Below are 16,106 nucleotides of genomic sequence, written 5' to 3'. Positions count from 1 at the left end.
AGGCCGGCGCTGCCTCACATGCCGAAGTAGCTGCGGGCTTCCTCTTCGGCCAGCAACTGCCGGACCTGCGCCGCCGAGGCGCGCCGCATCGGCTTTTCATCCACCGGTGACAGCGGCGCCTGGCGCAGGGCGTCGTAGGGCAGTACGGCCAGGTCGAAGGTCAGTTCTTCGGCGCTGAACACCCACACCGGCACGTCCAGGCTGCGCTCGCGGTCCAGCCGCAGGCGGCGCGTGCGCGATTCGGCGGGAATGCGGTGTTCGTCCAGGAAGCGGTGCACGGCCTCAGCATCATCGCTGTGCAGGTGCAGCTGTACGGGGCTGTTGGCATCGGCGGTGCCGTCCAGCACGGGGCCGACCAGGCGCGGGGCGAAGCCGTGCAGGAAATCCAGGGCGTTTACCGCAGCCTCGCGGCGGCGCTGCAGCTGGCTGCTGTGCTGGGGGCCGGCGAACAGCCGCTGGTGCTCGCGCAGGGCGTCTTCGATCTCGGAATTGCGGGGCAGGGAGGCATCGTCGTGGATGCCGAGCCGGCTGGCGGCCTTCAACTTGGCCTGGTGGTAGTCGCGGATACCGCCTTCGGCCATCAGGCGGGCGGCTTCGTGGGCGAGGCGATGGCGGCGCTCGCGGGTCTGGCTGGCAGCATGCTGGCGTGCGCGATGCATGCGATGACTCCTCTTGCGACCTGGGTACAGAGTAGCGCAGGGATGTGACATGCGCGTGCTTGGTCGTCACTTGCTCTGGCGGGTGCCGACCAAGATCGGCCCTTGCTCTGGTAGGTGCCGACCTTGGTCGGCACTTGCTTTGGTAGGTGCCGACCTTGGTGGGCACGAAAGGGCCAACCAAGGTTGGCCCGCTACCGGGCTGCGTGGGGCCAACCAAGGTTGGCCCGCTACCGGGCTGCGTGGGGCCAACCAAGGTTGGCCCGCTACCGGGCTGCGTGGGGCCAACCAAGGTTGGCCCGCTACCGGGCTGTGTGGGGCCAACCAAGGTTGGCCCGCTACTGGGCTGCGTGGGGCCAACCAAGGTTGGCCCGCTACCGGGCTGTGTGGGGCCAACCAAGGTTGGCCCGCTACCGGCCTGCGTGGGGCCAACCAAGGTTGGCCCCCTACTGGGCTGCGTGGGGCCAACCAAGGTTGGCCCGCTACTGGGCTGCGTGGGGCCAACCAAGGTTGGCCCGCTACCGGGCTGCGTGGGGCCAACCAAGGTTGGCCCCACCCATGCGTGCCTTAGAAGATATCGAACGCGGCGGCGTCGGCCTGCGGGGTGCTCTGCAGGTCCAGGTCGTAGTCGGTCAGGCGGTCCATATCTTCCACCTTCACCCACTCGGTGGCACCGTTCAACGTGGTCTGCACCATGCCCGCCGGCGGCTCGTTCTGGGCGATCGGGGTGTCCTTCAGCGCAACGCGCATGTAGTCGATCCAGATCGGCAGGGCGGCCTTGCCGCCGTACTCACGGTAGCCCAGCGAACGGAAGTCGTCGCGGCCCACCCAGACGGTGGTGGCGTAAGGACCGCCGAAGCCGGAGAACCAGGCGTCGCGGTGGTCGTTGGTGGAACCGGTCTTGCCACCCACGTCCTCACGGCCCAACACCTTGGCGGCGGTGCCGGTGCCGCGCTGCACGACGTCGCGCATCATCGACACCAGCTGGTAGGCGGTGCGGGCGTCGATCGCGCGCGGGGCGGTGCGGGCATCCGGGTTGGCCGGTGCGGCCGGGGTTTCGGTGGCCGGCTTGGCGGCCGCGGTCGGGTCCACCTTCGGTGCCGGGGCGCCGAAGTTGAAGCCGTCCACCACCTGGTTCACCGGCTGGTCGCTGCTGCCGGCGCACTCGCGGCAGGCCAGCGCCGGGTTTTCCTTGAACACCAGGTTGCCGTCGCGGTCGTTCACCTGGTCGATCAGCCAGGTGTCCACGCGCGAGCCGCCGTTGGCGAACACGGCGTAGCCACGGGCCACCGACAGCGGGGTGAGTGAGGCGGTACCCAGCGACATCGACAGGTTCGGCGGCAGCTCCGATTCGGCGAAGCCAAACTCGCTGATGTATTTGCGTGCGTAGTCCACGCCCATGCCGTCCAGCAGGCGCACCGACACCAGGTTGCGCGACTGCACCAGCGCTTCACGCAGGCGCATCGGGCCGCGGAAACCGCCACCGTCGTTCTGCGGCGCCCAGGTCTTGCCGCGGCGGTCGCGGAACACCACTGGGGCGTCCAGCACGATCGAGGCCGGGTTGTAGCCCTTGTCGAAGGCGGCGGCATAGACGAACGGCTTGAAGCTGGAACCGGGCTGGCGGCGGGCCTGGGTGGCACGGTTGAACTTGTTGCCCGAGAAGCTGAAGCCACCCACCAGCGCCTTCAGCGCGCCGCTGTGGGCGTCCAGAGAGACCAGCGCGGACTGGCCGCGCGGAATCTGGTCAAGCAGCCACTCGCCTTCCTTGGCGCCGGCGCGCACGCGCACGATGTCACCGCGCTGCACCAGCTTGCCGGGGGTCTTGTTGGTCCACTTGGCGGCACCGGCCGGCAGCACGATCTCGCTGCGGTTGGCCAGCACCACCGTGGCGCTGCCATCGGCGCCGGTGTTGGCCACGATGGCCGGCAGCAGGCCGGCCTGGCCGTACATGCCGCGCAGGTGCTCGGCCAGGGCCGCAGCATCGTCGCCGGCGCCCAGCGTCACCTGCTTTTCCACGCCGTGCCAGCCGTGGCGGTGGTCGTACAGCAGCAGGCCGTCACGCACGGCCAGGTTGGCCGCGGTCTGCAGGGTGGCATCGATGGTGGTGGTGACGTGGTACCCCTTGTTGACCACGTCGCCGCCGAAGCGGGCGATCATTTCCTGGCGCACCAGCTCGGCCACGTAAGGCGCTTCCACCTGCACCGGCGGTTCGTGCGCGGTGGCGTGCATCGGCACGGCCTTGGCTGCGTCGGCCTCGGCCTGGGTGACGAACTTCAGGTCGGCCATGCGCTGCAGCACGTAGTTGTCGCGGCGCTGGCGGGCACGTTCCGGGTTGGAGATCGGGTTGCCCGACGAGGGGAACTTGGGGATGCCGGCCAGCGAGGCCATTTCATCCAGGTCCAGCTCGTTCAGCTTCTTGCCGTAGTAGAACTCGGCCGCGGCGGCCACGCCGTAGGCGCGGTTGCCGAAAAAGCTCTTGTTCAGGTACAGCTCGAAGATCTCGTCCTTGCTCAGCTCCGACTCGATCTTGCGGGCCAGCAGGATCTCGGCCAGCTTGCGGGTGTAGCTGTATTCGGAACTGAGGAAGAACTGGCGGGCCACCTGCTGGGTGATGGTGGAACCACCGGGCACGCGCTTGTCGTTGGTGGTGGCCAGCAGCCACACCGCACGGCCGATGCCCTTGTAGTCCACGCCCCCGTGTTCATAGAAGCGGGCGTCTTCGGTGGCCAGGAAGGCCTTCTTCAGCTTGTCCGGCACGTCCTTCATGGTGATGGGGGTGCGCCGGGTCTCGCCGAACACCGCCATCAGCTTGCCATCGGCAGCGTAGACGTACATGGGCTCCTGCATTTCCACGTCGCGCAGGGTCTGCACGTCGGGAAGCTTGGAGGACACAGCGTAGTACAGGCCGCCCACGGCGGCCGCTCCGACCAGCGCCAGGACCAGTACAACAAGGAAGATCCAGCGCAGCCAGCGGCGGAGTCGAGTCATCGGGTTCAGATTCCGATTGCGAATTTCGTGGTCGCAGAGTATAGATTACGCACGGTGGCGGCTGGGGTCGCTGCCAGGGGACGCAACGACAAACGCCAGGGGCTGCATCGTGAACCTGTGAGGGACTTCACAGCAGGGTGGTTGCCATTTGCTAAAAATACGTTATTAATGCGCGGACACAGCTCTTGTGTCCAAGTGCCCGTCGGCAGGGGAGAAACCGTGGGGCTTATCCCAAAAAGTCAGTCGCCACTCATAGGCGTCGACATCAGTTCGACTGCGGTGAAGCTCTTGCAGCTTTCCCGCAGCGGTAGCCGTTTCCGCGTGGAACATTACGCTGTGGAACCTCTTCCGCCGAATGCGGTGGTGGAGAAGAACATCGTGGAAGTGGAGGCCGTGGGTGAGGCCATCCGCCGCGCGATGAACCGCTCCGGCAGCAAGGCCAAGCTGGCCGCCGCTGCCGTGGCCGGATCGGCGGTGATCACCAAGGTGATCCCGATGCCGGCCGATCTGGACGAAAACGACATGGAAGCCCAGATCGAGCTGGAAGCGGTCAACTACATTCCGTACCCGATCGAGGAAGTGAACCTGGACTTCGAGGTGATCGGGGCGATCCCGAACAACCCGGAAATGGTCCAGGTGCTGCTGGCCGCGTCGCGTTCCGAGAACGTGGAACTGCGCCAGTCGGCGCTGGAACTGGGCGGCCTGCAGGCCAAGGTGATGGACGTGGAGGCCTTCGCGGTCGAGAACGCCTTCGCCCTGGTGGCCAGCGAACTGCCGGTGTCCAGCGATGGCGTGGTGGCCCTGGTTGACATCGGCGCGACCATGACCACCCTGAACGTCCTGCGCGGTGGCCGCAGCCTGTACAGCCGCGAACAGGTGTTCGGCGGCAAGCAGCTGACCGATGAGATCATGCGCCGCTACGGCCTGAGCTACGAGGAAGCGGGTCTGGCCAAGCGCCAGGGCGGGCTGCCGGAAAGCTATGAAATGGAAGTGCTGGAGCCGTTCAAGGAAGCCACGGTGCAGCAGATCAGCCGCCTGCTGCAGTTCTTCTACGCGGGCAGCGAATTCAACCGGGTTGATCACATCGTGCTGGCCGGCGGCTGCGCTGCGCTGGCAGGCCTGCCGGAAATGGTCGAAGAACAGCTGGGCGTGCCGACCGTGGTCGCCAACCCGCTGGCACAGATGACCCTGGGCCCGAAGGTACAGGCCCAGGCGCTGGCCCAGGATGCCCCGGCGCTGATGATCGCCACCGGTCTGGCACTGAGGAGCTTCGACTGATGGCACGCATCAATCTATTGCCCTGGCGCGCCGAACGGCGCAAGCAACGCCAGCGCGAGTTCGGGGTCATGCTGGGCATGGCCGCACTCGGCGGTGTGCTGCTGTCGCTGTTGGTGTGGTTCTACTACGACATGCAGGTGAGCGGCCAGATGGACCGCAATGCCTACCTGCAGGCCGAGATCACCAAGGTGAAGGCGCAGAACGCCGAGATCGACCGTCTGGACGAGCAGAAGAACCGTCTGCTGGCCCGCAAGGCGGTGATCGAACAGCTGCAGGCCAAGCGCTCGCAGATGGTTCACCTGTTCGACGCCCTGGTCCGCACCATTCCCGATGGCGTGGTGCTGACCGCCCTGCAGCAGGATGGCGACACCCTCACCCTGGAAGGCCGCACGCAGTCCAATGCGCGCGTGTCCGCCTACATGCGCAACCTGGAAGTGTCCGGCTGGATGACCAACCCGGAACTGTCGATCATCAAGGCCAGCGAGCCTGAGAAAGACAAGGACGCCGCACCGGTGGGTCCGGTGGCTGACATCAAGGCCCTGCCGTATGTGTTCAAGGTGACGGTGAAGCTGCCGGCACAGAGCGAGGAGTCGACCACTCCCGGCCTGAACGCCGACGGCAGCGTGGCAACTGGCGCACCGGCTGCACCCACCGTGGCCCCGCTCAGTGCGGGCCCGGATGCCGCCACACCGGCTGCTCCGGCCGCACCGGGCGCAGCCCCGGCGCCGGCCAATGCACCGGCCCCGGGCAACGCACCGGCACCTGCACCGCAGGCCCCGGCCGCACCGGCCACCCCCGCAGCGCAACCGGCACCGCCGGCCGCCGCACCGAAGAACGAGGGTAGCCGCCTGGCCCAGCCGCCGCAGGCCTTCCATGCCCTGCCGCAGGGGGACCGCGCATGAGCAAGAAAGTCGAACTGAAGAACCTGGATTTCAACGACATCGGCAACTGGCCGCGCAACGCCAAGATTGTCTTCTGCTCGTTGATCGCCCTGGTCATCATCTTCGTGCTGTGGATGCTGCTGATCAGCGGCAAGCGCGAAGAGCTGCAGACCCTGGAAAGCCAGGAAACCACCCTGCGCCAGGAATTCACCAAGGAACAGGAACGCGCGGTCAACCTGGAACCGCTGAAGCAGCAGCTGGCCCAGATGGAGCAGGTGCTGCAGCAGATGCTGCGCCAGCTGCCCAGCAAGACCGAGATGCCCGATCTGATCATCGACATCTCGCAGACCGCGCTGTCCAGCGGCCTGGCCAACCAGCTGTTCGAGCCGGAAGAAGAGCAGGTCAAGGAGTTCTACGCCGAGAAGCCGATCAAGCTGAGCATGGTGGGCAGCTACCACCAGTTCGGTGCGTTCGTCAGTGGCGTGGCCTCGCTGCCGCGCGTGGTCATCCTGACCATGCACGACATCAACCTGAAGCCGGCCGACAAGACCAACGGCAACATCCGCGCCGGTGCGCTGGTGCTGTCCGGTACGGTCAAGACCTACCGTTACCTGGATGAAACCGAGGTGGCGGAACAGCAGAAGGCCGAAGCAGGCGAAGCAGGCAAGGAGGCGCAGAAGTGATCCGTTCCTTCATTGCACGTGGTGGCATGGCGATGGCGGTACTGCTGCTGGCGGCCTGCGGCCGAGGTGTGACCAGCACGCCGGGCGATGCCCCCAACCTTGAGAAGTGGGTCGAGAGCGAACGCGCCCGACCGGCGCAGCCGCTGGAGCCGCTGCCCGTCATGCAGCAGTTCGAGACCTTCGAATATTCCGCGCAGGGCATGCGCGATCCGTTCACCGATGCCTGGACCAATCCGCAGCAGGGGACTGGCGGATTGCGCCCGGATCCGAACCGGCGCAAGGAACCCCTGGAAGGGTTCCCGCTGGATGCACTGGACATGGTCGGCACCATCGGCACCGGCGGCGGTACCGTCGCGCTGGTGATGGGGCCGGACAAGGTGACTTACCGGGTACGCCCGGGCGGTTACCTGGGGCAGAGCGACGGGCGGGTCACCGCGGTCTTCGAAGACCGCGTGGAGCTGATCGAACTGGTGCCGGATGGCGCGGGTGGCTGGCTGGAACGTCCGGCTACGCTCGCGCTGGAAGATCAATGATCGTTTACTGGGGATAGCACGATGACTTTTCACCAAGCCAAGGGGCTGCGACCCATCCGGCGCTCTACCTTGAACCGCATCAGCGCGCTGGGAGTCGCGTTGATGCTGGCCTGCGCTCCGGCGCTGGCTGCCGCACCGGCTGCAAAGCCGGCCAGCACCACCGTTGCTGCACCGGCCACCGCGCCGGCCAGCCTGGCGGTGTCGCGCATCGACTTCAAGCGCGGTGATGACGGCAGCGGCCGCCTGATCGTGCAGTTCGATGGCCAGGGCGCCATCCCGGATCTGCGCACGCAGGACAACAGCGTGATCGTGGATGTGGGCAACGCACGCCTGCCGGCGAACCTGCAGAAGCCGATGAACGTGACCGACTTCGCCACGCCGGTGCAGCGCATCGACGCCAAGCCGTCCGGTGCCGGCACCCAGCTGGTGCTCAGCACCGGCGGTGCGGTCGAATCGCTGGCCTACCAGAGCGGCAACGAATACGTGGTCGAGATCACCCCGCGCAAGGCTCCGGCCGCGGTGGGTGCGGTCAGTGCCGGCAGCGTCAGCCAGGCCGCCAAGGGCGTGCCGCAGCGCGGCTACAGCGGCAAGCCGGTCACCTTCAACTTCCAGGACGTGCCGGTGCGCACCGTGCTGCAGTTGATCGCCGAAGAATCCAACCTGAACGTGGTGGCCTCCGATTCGGTGCAGGGCAACGTGACCCTGCGCCTGGTCAACGTGCCGTGGGACCAGGCACTGGACATCGTGCTGCGTGCCAAGGGCCTGGACAAGCGTCGCGACGGCAGCGTGATCTGGGTTGCGCCGCAGGCCGAACTGGCCAAGTTCGAGCAGGAAAAGGAAGACGCGCGCATTGCGATCGAGAACCGCGAAGACCTGGTGACCGATTACGTGCAGATCAACTACCACAGCGCCACGCAGATCTTCAAAGCGCTGACCGAAGCCAAGGGCATCGGCGGCGGCGGTAGTGGTGGCCAGGGTGGTGGCGGCAGTGGTTCGTCGTCGCAGGAAGAGAGTGGTTTCCTGTCCTCGCGCGGCCGCATCGTGGCCGACGAGCGCACCAACACGCTGATGATCAGCGACATTCCGAAGAAGATCGCGCGCATGCGTGAGCTGATCGGGGTGATCGACCGCCCGGTCGACCAGGTGCTGATCGAAAGCCGCATCGTGATCGCCACCGATACCTTCGCCCGCGAACTGGGTGCGAAGTTCGGCATCAGCGGCAGCCGCGACAACGTGTACTTCAGTGGCGATCTGGATGCCAATGCCGCGACCCGCAAGTCGCAGGTTGACGCAGCGGAAACCAATGCCAAGGCCGTGCGTGATTGGATCGCGGGCGGAAGCGTGGGTCCCCGTCCTGTCGCGGTCGGTTCGTCCATCACCCGCGGCCTGAACTGGAACCTGCCGGTGGCCTCCACCAGCAACCCCGGTTCGCTGGCACTGTCGATCCTCAACGCCGGCTACCTGCTGGACGTGGAACTGTCGGCCATGCAGGAAGAGTCGCGTGGTGAAGTCATTTCCAACCCGCGCGTGGTCACCACCAACCAGCGCGAAGCCCTGATCAAGCAGGGTAAGGAAATCGGCTACGTCACCATCAGCGGTGGTGGTGTCGGTGCTGCGGCCACGCCGAACGTGCAGTTCAAGGAAGTGGTGCTGGAGCTGAAGGTCACCCCGACCATCACCGACGACAACCGCGTGTTCCTGAACATGGCAGTGAAGAAGGACGAGGTCGAAAGCTACATCGTGCTGGAAGGCTACGGCCAGGTGCCGAACATCAACCGTCGCGAGGTCAACACCGCCGTGCTGGTGGAAGACGGCCAGACCGTGGTGATCGGCGGCGTGTACGAGTTCACCGACCGCAACAGCGTCAGCAAGGTGCCGTTCCTGGGCGACGTGCCGTTCCTGGGCAATCTGTTCAAGAAGCGCGGCCGCAACAAGGACAAGGCGGAACTGCTGGTGTTCGTGACCCCGAAGGTGCTGCGCGTAGCCAAGCGCAGCTGATCGGTGCCACCGGATGTACGAGAAGGGGCCGCCACGTGCGGCCCCTTTTTCGTTGTGGATGCACGCCCTGCGTGCAGGGCCATTCATCCATTCTTGATCCAATCCCAGGACCAGCCTGCGATGATGTGGGGAACCCGTGCCGTCCTGCGCCGGTCAAAGGCCCCCATGAACCTGCCACCGCCGATGCCCGAATCCATCTCCCCGCCGCCTGCGCCGGCCACCTCGCGGCTGCATGCCGCCTTCACCGCCCTGCGCGACGCGCTGTCGGCGGAGATCGTCGGCCAGGCCGCACTGGTCGAGCGCCTGTTGATCGCGCTGTTGGCTGACGGCCACCTGCTGGTGGAAGGCGCGCCCGGCCTGGCCAAGACCACCGCCATCCGCGCGCTGGCCGCACGCCTGGAAACCGAGTTCGCGCGCGTGCAGTTCACCCCCGACCTGCTGCCGGCCGACCTGACCGGCACCGAGATCTGGCGCCCGCAGGAAGGCCGTTTCGAATTCGTGCCCGGCCCGATCTTCCATCCCATCCTGCTGGCCGACGAGATCAACCGTGCCCCGGCCAAGGTGCAGTCGGCGCTGCTGGAAGCGATGGGCGAACGCCAGGTGACCGTCGGCCGGCACACCTATGCGCTGCCGTCGCTGTTCCTGGTGATGGCCACGCAGAACCCGATCGAGCAGGAAGGCACCTTCCCGCTGCCAGAAGCGCAGCTGGACCGGTTCCTGATGCACGTGCGCATCGGCTACCCCGACCAGGCCGCCGAAGCGGAGATCCTGCGGCTGGCGCGCGAGCGTCCGCGTGGTGCGCTGGGTGAAGCGGCGCCGGCACCGGACAAGCTGCCGTTGCAGGATGTCTTCGATGCGCGCCGGCAGGTGCTGGATCTGCACATGGCGCCGGCACTGGAACGCTACCTGGTGGAACTGGTGCTGGCCTCGCGCGATCCCGGCCGTTACGACCCGGCACTGGGCCGCCGCATCGCCTGGGGTGCCAGCCCGCGCGGGTCCATCGCCCTGGAACGCTGCGCGCGTGCGCGCGCCTGGCTGGCCGGTCGCGATTTCGTCACCCCCGACGACGTGCGGGCGGTGGCCGCCGACGTGCTGCGCCACCGGGTGCTGCCCAGCTATGAAGCCACTGCCGAAGGCTGGGACGGCGAGCGCCTGGTACAGGAACTGCTGGCCCGCGTGCCCGCGCCCTGAGCCTGCGCATGACCGATCTTCCCACGCCCAGCGCCGGCGACGGCCTGCGACCGCAGTTGGCCGAACTGGTGGCCCTGCGTGGCCTGGCGCAACGCCCGCCGGCACCGCGTCGCGGTCGCACCGGTCTTGCCGGGCAGGCACCGTCGCCGCTGCGCGGCCGTGGCATGGAATACGCCGAATCGCGCGAGTACGTGGCCGGCGATGACGCGCGCCATATCGACTGGCGGGTGACCGCGCGCAGCGGCCGTGCGCATACCAAGCTGTTCCAGGCCGAGCGCGAACGGGTGACGCTGATCGTGGCCGATACCGCGCCGGCGCTGTATTTCGGCACCCGCGTGCGCTTCAAGTCGGTGCAGGCCGCGCGTGCCGGCGCCATTGCGGCGTGGTCGGCGCAGCGCCGTGGCGACCGCATCGGGGCGTTGCGCGGCAGCGACCGCGAACCGCCGGTAGCCCCTGCTGGCGGGCCGCGCGGCGTGCTGCGCGTGCTCGACGCGCTTACCCGCTGGTACGCGCAGCCGCCCGCCGACGATCTGGGCCTGGAGCGCGCGCTGGACCACGCCAGCCGCGTGCTGCGCCCCGGTGCGCGGCTGCTGGTGCTGGCCGATCCGCAGCAGGCCCTGCGCATCGCCCCTGCGCGCTGGGGCGCGTTGGCCCAACACCACGACGTGACGCTGCTGCTGCTGGTTGATCCGCTGGAAATGCAGCCGCCATCGGCCGCGCTGCAGTTCCTGTCGCCACAGCAGCGGGTCAGTCTGGACCTGCGCCGCAGCGATGTGCAGGCGCACTGGCATGCCCATTTCGTCGCGCCGGTGGACGCGCTGCGACGGCACCTGGTGGCGCGCCGCATCGATGTGCAGCTGCTCTCCACCGATGCCGCCAGCGATGCCTGGTTGGCGCCGGCCGCCACCGAGGTGCCGGCATGAGCGCTGCACTGCCGCTGCGCGACGTCACGCTGCCGCCTGCACCGGCCTGGTGGCCGCCTGCGCCGGGCTGGCTGATGGTGATCGCCGCCGTGGTGCTGGTGCTGGCGGTCATCGTGGTGATCGTGGTCCGGCGTCGCCGTCGCCGCCAGCGCTGGTTGCACGCCTTCGACCAGGAACTGCAGGCCGCCGGCACCGGTCCGGCCGAGCTGGCCGCGATTGCCGGTCTGTTGCGGCGTGCGGCACGCCAGGCACAGCCGGGCAGCGAAGCGCTGCAGGATGCGGCCTGGTGGGCGCGCATCGATCCGCAGGACGCGTTGCCCGATGCGCAGCGCACCCTGCTGGCCGAAGGCCCGTACCGCCCGCAGATAGAGAGCTCGCAGCTGGACGACATTCGCGCGTGGGCGCGGCAGCGCTATCTGCAGCTGCTGCAGGAGCCCCGCCGATGAACCTGCTGGCCTCCTACTGGCCCTGGCCGGATCTGCAGCTGGCGTGGCCGCTGGCGTTGCTGGCACTGCCGCTGCCGCTGCTGATGCATTTCTGGCCGCGCCGCGCATTGCCGGGCGCGGCGCTGCGCGTGCCGTATGCCGCCGCCGAACTGCAGGCTCTGGCCGGTGAAGGGCGGGTGGATGCGTCGTGGCTGCGCACCCTGCTGTTGTGGCTGGGCTGGGCCGCGTTGTGCGTGGCGATGGCCCGCCCGCAGCAGCTGGGCGAAGCCATCACCCCGCCGCAGCAGGGCCGGCAGATGATGCTGGCCATGGACGTATCGGGCAGCATGAGCGAGCCGGACATGGTGCTGGGCCCGCAGGCGGTGGAACGCCTGACCGCGGCCAAGGCGGTGCTGGCCGACTTCCTGGACCGCCGTGCCGGCGACCGCGTGGGCCTGCTGGTGTTCGGCGACCGCGCGTACACGCTTACGCCCATCACTGCCGACCTGGCCAGCGTGCGCGACCAGTTGCGCGACAGCGTGGTCGGCCTGGCGGGCCGTGAAACGGCCATCGGCGATGCCATCGCACTGGCCGTCAAACGCCTGCGCGCGCAGCCGGAAGGACAGCGGGTACTGATCCTGCTGACCGACGGTGTCAGCAATGCCGGCGTGCTGGAACCACTGCGCGCCGCCGAGCTGGCCAAGGCCGAAGGCGTGCGGGTACACACCGTGGCCTTCGGTGGCGACGGCAGCATGCGCCTGTTCGGTATTCCCATCGCCGCCGATCGTGACCCGGTGGACGAGGCCACGCTGCGGCGGATCGCCGAGCAGACCGGTGGGCGCTTCTTCCGTGCGCGCGATACCGACGAACTGGTGGGCATCTATGCCGAGCTGGACCGGTTGGAGCCGATCGCCGGCAAGGGCCCCAGCACGCGCCCGCGCGACGAACGCTACGCCTGGCCGCTGGCACTGGCCCTGTTGCTGGGTTCGCTGGCCTGGCTGTGGCCGGAGCGACGCCGATGATCGCCCTGTTGCTGGCCCTGCCGGACTGGAACGCGCTGCATTTCCTGCGGCCTGATTGGCTGTGGGCGTTGCTGGCGCTGCCGGTGATCATCGCCTTCGCCCTGTGGCGGCAGCGCCGCAGCGAGGGCTGGCGGCAGGCGGTGGATGCGCATCTGCTGCCGCACCTGCTGGCGGCCGAGGGGCGCCGGCGGCTGCGGTTGCCGTGGGCCATCGTGCTGGGCTGGGCGTTGGCCGTGCTGGCCCTGGCCGGGCCCAGTTGGCGGCAACAGGCGCAGCCCTTGTTCCAGTCCAGCGCGCCCTTGGTGGTGGTGCTGGATCTGTCCAGCCGCATCACTGCGACCGATCTGCCGCCGTCGCGCCTGCTGCAGGCGCGGGCCAAGATCGGCGCGTTGCTGCGGGCGCGACAGGGCGGGCAGGTGGGCCTGGTGGTCTACGCCGACGATGCCTATACGGTGGCGCCGTTGACCGACGATGTGGCCAACGTGGCGCTGTACCTGGATGCGCTGGCGCCGGATGTGATGCCACGCGATGGCCAGCGTGCCGACCGCGGCATCGATTGGGCCACGCAGTTGCTGCGGCAGACCGGTGCGCTGCGCGGGCGCATCCTGCTGATCAGCGACCAGGCCAACGGCGAAGCAGCACTGGCCGCGGCGCAGGCGCGCGCACTCGGCCTGCAGGTGTCGGTGCTGGGCCTGGGCACGCCCGCCGGTGCCGCTTACCGCGACAGCAGCGGCCAGATCGCGCAGGCCGCGTTGGACGAAACCGGGCTGCGCGCAGTGGCCACAGCCGGCGGCGGTCGCTACCAGCGCATTGCCGCCGATGATCGTGACCTGCAGACGCTGGATGTGCTGGACGGCAGCGGTGCGCAGGCGCAGGCGCGTCCCGGCCAGAGCCGGCAGTGGCAGGACGAAGGCTACTGGCTGCTGCCGCCGGTGATGCTGCTGGCGCTGCTGGCGTTCCGTCGCCGCGCGCTGCTGGCCGCCGTGCTGGCCGTGGGCCTGTTGCCGCTGAGCGGGCAGGTGCAGGCCGCGCCGCCAGCCGCGGCCACCAGCCCAGCACACGGTACGCTGTGGCAACGCGGTGACCAGCGCGAACACGAGCGCCTGGCCGAAGGCGTGCAGGCGTACCACAACGGCGATTTCGCCGCGGCCCGACAGAAGTTCGAAGGCATCGACAGCGATGCCGGTTGGTACAACCTGGGTAACGCGCTGGCACGCCAGGGCGACTATGACGGCGCCATCGCCGCCTATGACAAGGCGCTGGCCAAGCACCCGGGCATGGCCGATGCCGTGGCCAACCGCGCAGTGGTCGATGCCGCGCGCAAGCGCAAGCCGCCGCCGGGCAAAAACGAGGGGCAGGGCAAACAGCCGCCGAAGTCGCAGAACCCATCGCAGCCGTCCAAGCCGTCGCAGGGCCAGCAGGGGCAGCAGGGTCAACAAGGGCAACAGGGCCAGCAGGGCCAACCGCAACGTCCGCAGGACGGCAAGCCGGGTGAGCAGCAGGACGGTTCGGGCGCGGGCGATTCGCAGCAACCGCCGCAGTCGGCCGACGCCAAGGCGCAGGCGCAGGCCGATGCACAGCAGCGCCAGCGCATGCAGCAGTCCCTGCAGCAGGCGCAGCGCGCCGACCAGGCCGGCAAGGTCGCCGCACGCAGCGACGGCCGTACCCCGCAGCAGCGCGAGGAACAACAGGCCGTGGAAGCGTGGATGCGCCGTGTTCCCGATGATCCGGGAGCGCTGCTGCGCACCAAGTTCCAATTGGAAAATGAACGCAGAAAGAGGGAAGGGCGATGAAGCGCAGGGCACGCGTGCATGAACGTTGGGCGTTGCCGGCGCTGGCCCTGTGGCTGTTGTGGCTGCCGCTGGCTGCCATGGCACAGACCCGTGCGTGGCTGGAACCGGACACCATCGCCGCCGGCGACTCGGTCACCCTGAATGTAGAAACCGACCAGGGCACGCCGGACTACACGCCGCTGAACGTCGATTTCGCGCTGGGCGCACAGAGCAGTAGCCGCCAGGTGCAGTGGAGCAATGGCGGCATGCAGCGCCGCGATGTATACACGGTGCTGCTGACGCCGCGCCGCACCGGCGCGTTGCAGGTCCCCTCGCTGCAGGTCGGCGCCGCACGCACGGTGCCGCTCACCCTGCAGGTGAATGCCGCGGCGGTAGCGACGGCGCAGACCAATGCCGCCGCCTTCGTCGAAACCGAGGTGGACGATGACACGCCCTACGTGCAGCAGAGCGTAGGCGTGGTGGTGCGGCTGTATTTCGCCTCGCAGCTGGCCTCGGGCGAGCTGGTGCTCGATACGCCGCAGGGTGCATCGCTGCAACGGGTGGGCGAGGACCGCACCGACGTGCGGCAGATCAATGGCCGTCGCTACAACGTGGTTGAACGGCGCTTCCTGCTCATTCCCGAACGCAGTGGTGCGCTGCGCCTGCCGGGCGCACGCTTCAGCGGCCGCAGTGCCGGCGGTTTCTTCGACGATTTCTTCGGCAACGGGGGCGGTGGCCGCATGAATGCCGTCGCGCCCGAACGCACCCTGCAGGTGCGCGAGCAACCGGCGCAGGCGCCACAGCCTTGGCTGCCGCTGCACGGCCTGCAGCTGCGCTATACCAGTGCGCCGACCACCGCGCGTACCGGCGAGGCCGCCACCGTTGTCGTTGAAGCGGTGGCCAACGGGGCCACGCGCGCGCAGTTCACCGACCTGCCGGTGCCCGACCTGGGCGATGCCGCGCAGGTGTTCGCCGAACCGGCGCAATACGATGAAACCTTCACCGGCAGCACGCCGCGGCTGAAGATCACCCGCCGCTATTCGATCGTGCCGCGCACGCCGGGCGACCTGGTGGTGCCCGGGCCCAGCGTGGCCTGGTGGGACGTGGACAGTGGCACGGCGCAGCAGGCGCGCTTGCCCGAACTGCGCCTGGCGGTCAGCGCCGGGCGTGGCGGGGTGCCTGCACCGCAGCCGATCGACACGCAATCGGCCCTGCCCGGCCAGGATGCGACCCCGGCGCCCCAGACGGCCCTGGCCGCGACGGCACGCGCGGTGCCGGCATGGCCGTGGGTGGCCGCCGTGGTGGGGCTGGTCGTGCTGTGGCTGCTGACCCTGCTGTGGGGCTGGCGCCGTGGCCGCAGGGCAGCGGCGCCTGCCGGTGCCCCGGCGGGCGCGGCGGCGTCGCCGGTCCGACGTGGTGGCGGCAGCACGGCCGACCTGCGCCGCGCGCTGGATGCCGACGGCTTCGACCAAGTAGAGGAACAGCTGTGCAAGATGGCCGGCGTGGACCGCCTGGAGCAGGTGATCGAACGCCTGGCCGACGCCGAACAGCGCCAGGTGCTGCGCGACCTGCAGCAGGCACGCTGGGGCGGGCAGGGCGAACTGGGCGCGCTGCGGGCGCGCCTGCGGGTGGCCTTCCGTGACGGACCGCACTGGTCGGCCCCGCAGGCGGCCGGCGACACTGGGCTGGCGCCGCTGTACCCCACGCGGCAACCCTGAACCAGCGCGGCCTGCGCGCTTTGTTAGAGTAGATTCAT

13 protein-coding genes are annotated in these 16,106 nt (G+C 68.7%); 11 read left to right on the top strand and 2 right to left on the bottom strand.

Annotation, left to right across the window (positions count from 1 at the left end; genetic code table 11):
* Positions 1 to 14 precede the first annotated feature (14 nt).
* On the bottom strand, positions 15 to 659 hold the full coding sequence (locus tag C1932_RS15700) for a hypothetical protein (protein WP_108762792.1): 645 nt from the start codon (positions 657 to 659) through the stop codon (positions 15 to 17).
* A gap of 564 nt (positions 660 to 1,223) precedes the next feature.
* A complete protein-coding gene (locus C1932_RS15690; RefSeq protein WP_108762791.1) occupies positions 1,224 to 3,644 on the bottom strand; it encodes a penicillin-binding protein 1A in 2,421 nt (806 codons plus the stop codon).
* Between the two features lie 219 nt (positions 3,645 to 3,863).
* Between C1932_RS15690 and C1932_RS15685 the strand changes: the two genes are divergently transcribed.
* The 11 genes from C1932_RS15685 to C1932_RS15635 all read left to right on the top strand — a co-directional run bounded on the left by C1932_RS15685 (position 3,864) and on the right by C1932_RS15635 (position 16,068).
* Positions 3,864 to 4,922, top strand: coding sequence for a pilus assembly protein PilM (locus C1932_RS15685; protein ID WP_108754021.1), 1,059 nt, complete (start codon positions 3,864 to 3,866; stop codon positions 4,920 to 4,922).
* Positions 4,922 to 5,824: a PilN domain-containing protein gene (locus C1932_RS15680; protein ID WP_108762790.1), complete on the top strand. Its 903-nt coding sequence runs from the start codon at positions 4,922 to 4,924 to the stop codon at positions 5,822 to 5,824. Before C1932_RS15685 ends, C1932_RS15680 begins: the two co-directional genes overlap by 1 nt.
* Positions 5,821 to 6,486, top strand: coding sequence for a type 4a pilus biogenesis protein PilO (gene pilO / locus C1932_RS15675; RefSeq protein WP_108757055.1), 666 nt, complete (start codon positions 5,821 to 5,823; stop codon positions 6,484 to 6,486). The genes C1932_RS15680 and pilO overlap by 4 nt, the downstream gene beginning before the upstream one ends.
* Positions 6,483 to 7,019, top strand: a complete 537-nt coding sequence (locus C1932_RS15670; RefSeq protein ID WP_199911376.1) for a pilus assembly protein PilP — start codon at positions 6,483 to 6,485, stop codon at positions 7,017 to 7,019. The genes pilO and C1932_RS15670 overlap by 4 nt, the downstream gene beginning before the upstream one ends.
* Positions 7,020 to 7,040: 21 nt before the next feature.
* On the top strand, positions 7,041 to 9,017 hold the full coding sequence (locus tag C1932_RS15665; protein ID WP_108762789.1) for a type IV pilus secretin PilQ family protein: 1,977 nt from the start codon (positions 7,041 to 7,043) through the stop codon (positions 9,015 to 9,017).
* Positions 9,018 to 9,182: 165 nt separating this feature from the next.
* On the top strand, positions 9,183 to 10,208 hold the full coding sequence (locus C1932_RS15660) for a MoxR family ATPase (RefSeq protein WP_108762788.1): 1,026 nt from the start codon (positions 9,183 to 9,185) through the stop codon (positions 10,206 to 10,208).
* A gap of 8 nt (positions 10,209 to 10,216) precedes the next feature.
* Positions 10,217 to 11,131: a DUF58 domain-containing protein gene (locus tag C1932_RS15655; protein ID WP_108754016.1), complete on the top strand. Its 915-nt coding sequence runs from the start codon at positions 10,217 to 10,219 to the stop codon at positions 11,129 to 11,131.
* Entirely contained in the window at positions 11,128 to 11,577 is a 450-nt protein-coding gene (locus C1932_RS15650) for a DUF4381 family protein (protein WP_108762787.1), read from the top strand. Before C1932_RS15655 ends, C1932_RS15650 begins: the two co-directional genes overlap by 4 nt.
* Entirely contained in the window at positions 11,574 to 12,578 is a 1,005-nt protein-coding gene (locus C1932_RS15645; RefSeq protein ID WP_108762786.1) for a VWA domain-containing protein, read from the top strand. The genes C1932_RS15650 and C1932_RS15645 overlap by 4 nt, the downstream gene beginning before the upstream one ends.
* Positions 12,575 to 14,371, top strand: coding sequence for a VWA domain-containing protein (locus C1932_RS15640; protein ID WP_108762785.1), 1,797 nt, complete (start codon positions 12,575 to 12,577; stop codon positions 14,369 to 14,371). Before C1932_RS15645 ends, C1932_RS15640 begins: the two co-directional genes overlap by 4 nt.
* Positions 14,368 to 16,068, top strand: coding sequence for a BatD family protein (locus C1932_RS15635; RefSeq protein ID WP_108762784.1), 1,701 nt, complete (start codon positions 14,368 to 14,370; stop codon positions 16,066 to 16,068). The genes C1932_RS15640 and C1932_RS15635 overlap by 4 nt, the downstream gene beginning before the upstream one ends.
* Positions 16,069 to 16,106 lie beyond the last annotated feature (38 nt).

This window comes from Stenotrophomonas sp. YAU14D1_LEIMI4_1 (assembly GCF_003086815.1).
Classification (GTDB): Bacteria; Pseudomonadota; Gammaproteobacteria; order Xanthomonadales; family Xanthomonadaceae; genus Stenotrophomonas.
Note: the sequence above shows the minus strand (reverse complement) of the source record. Positions and strands in the feature narration are given on the sequence as shown.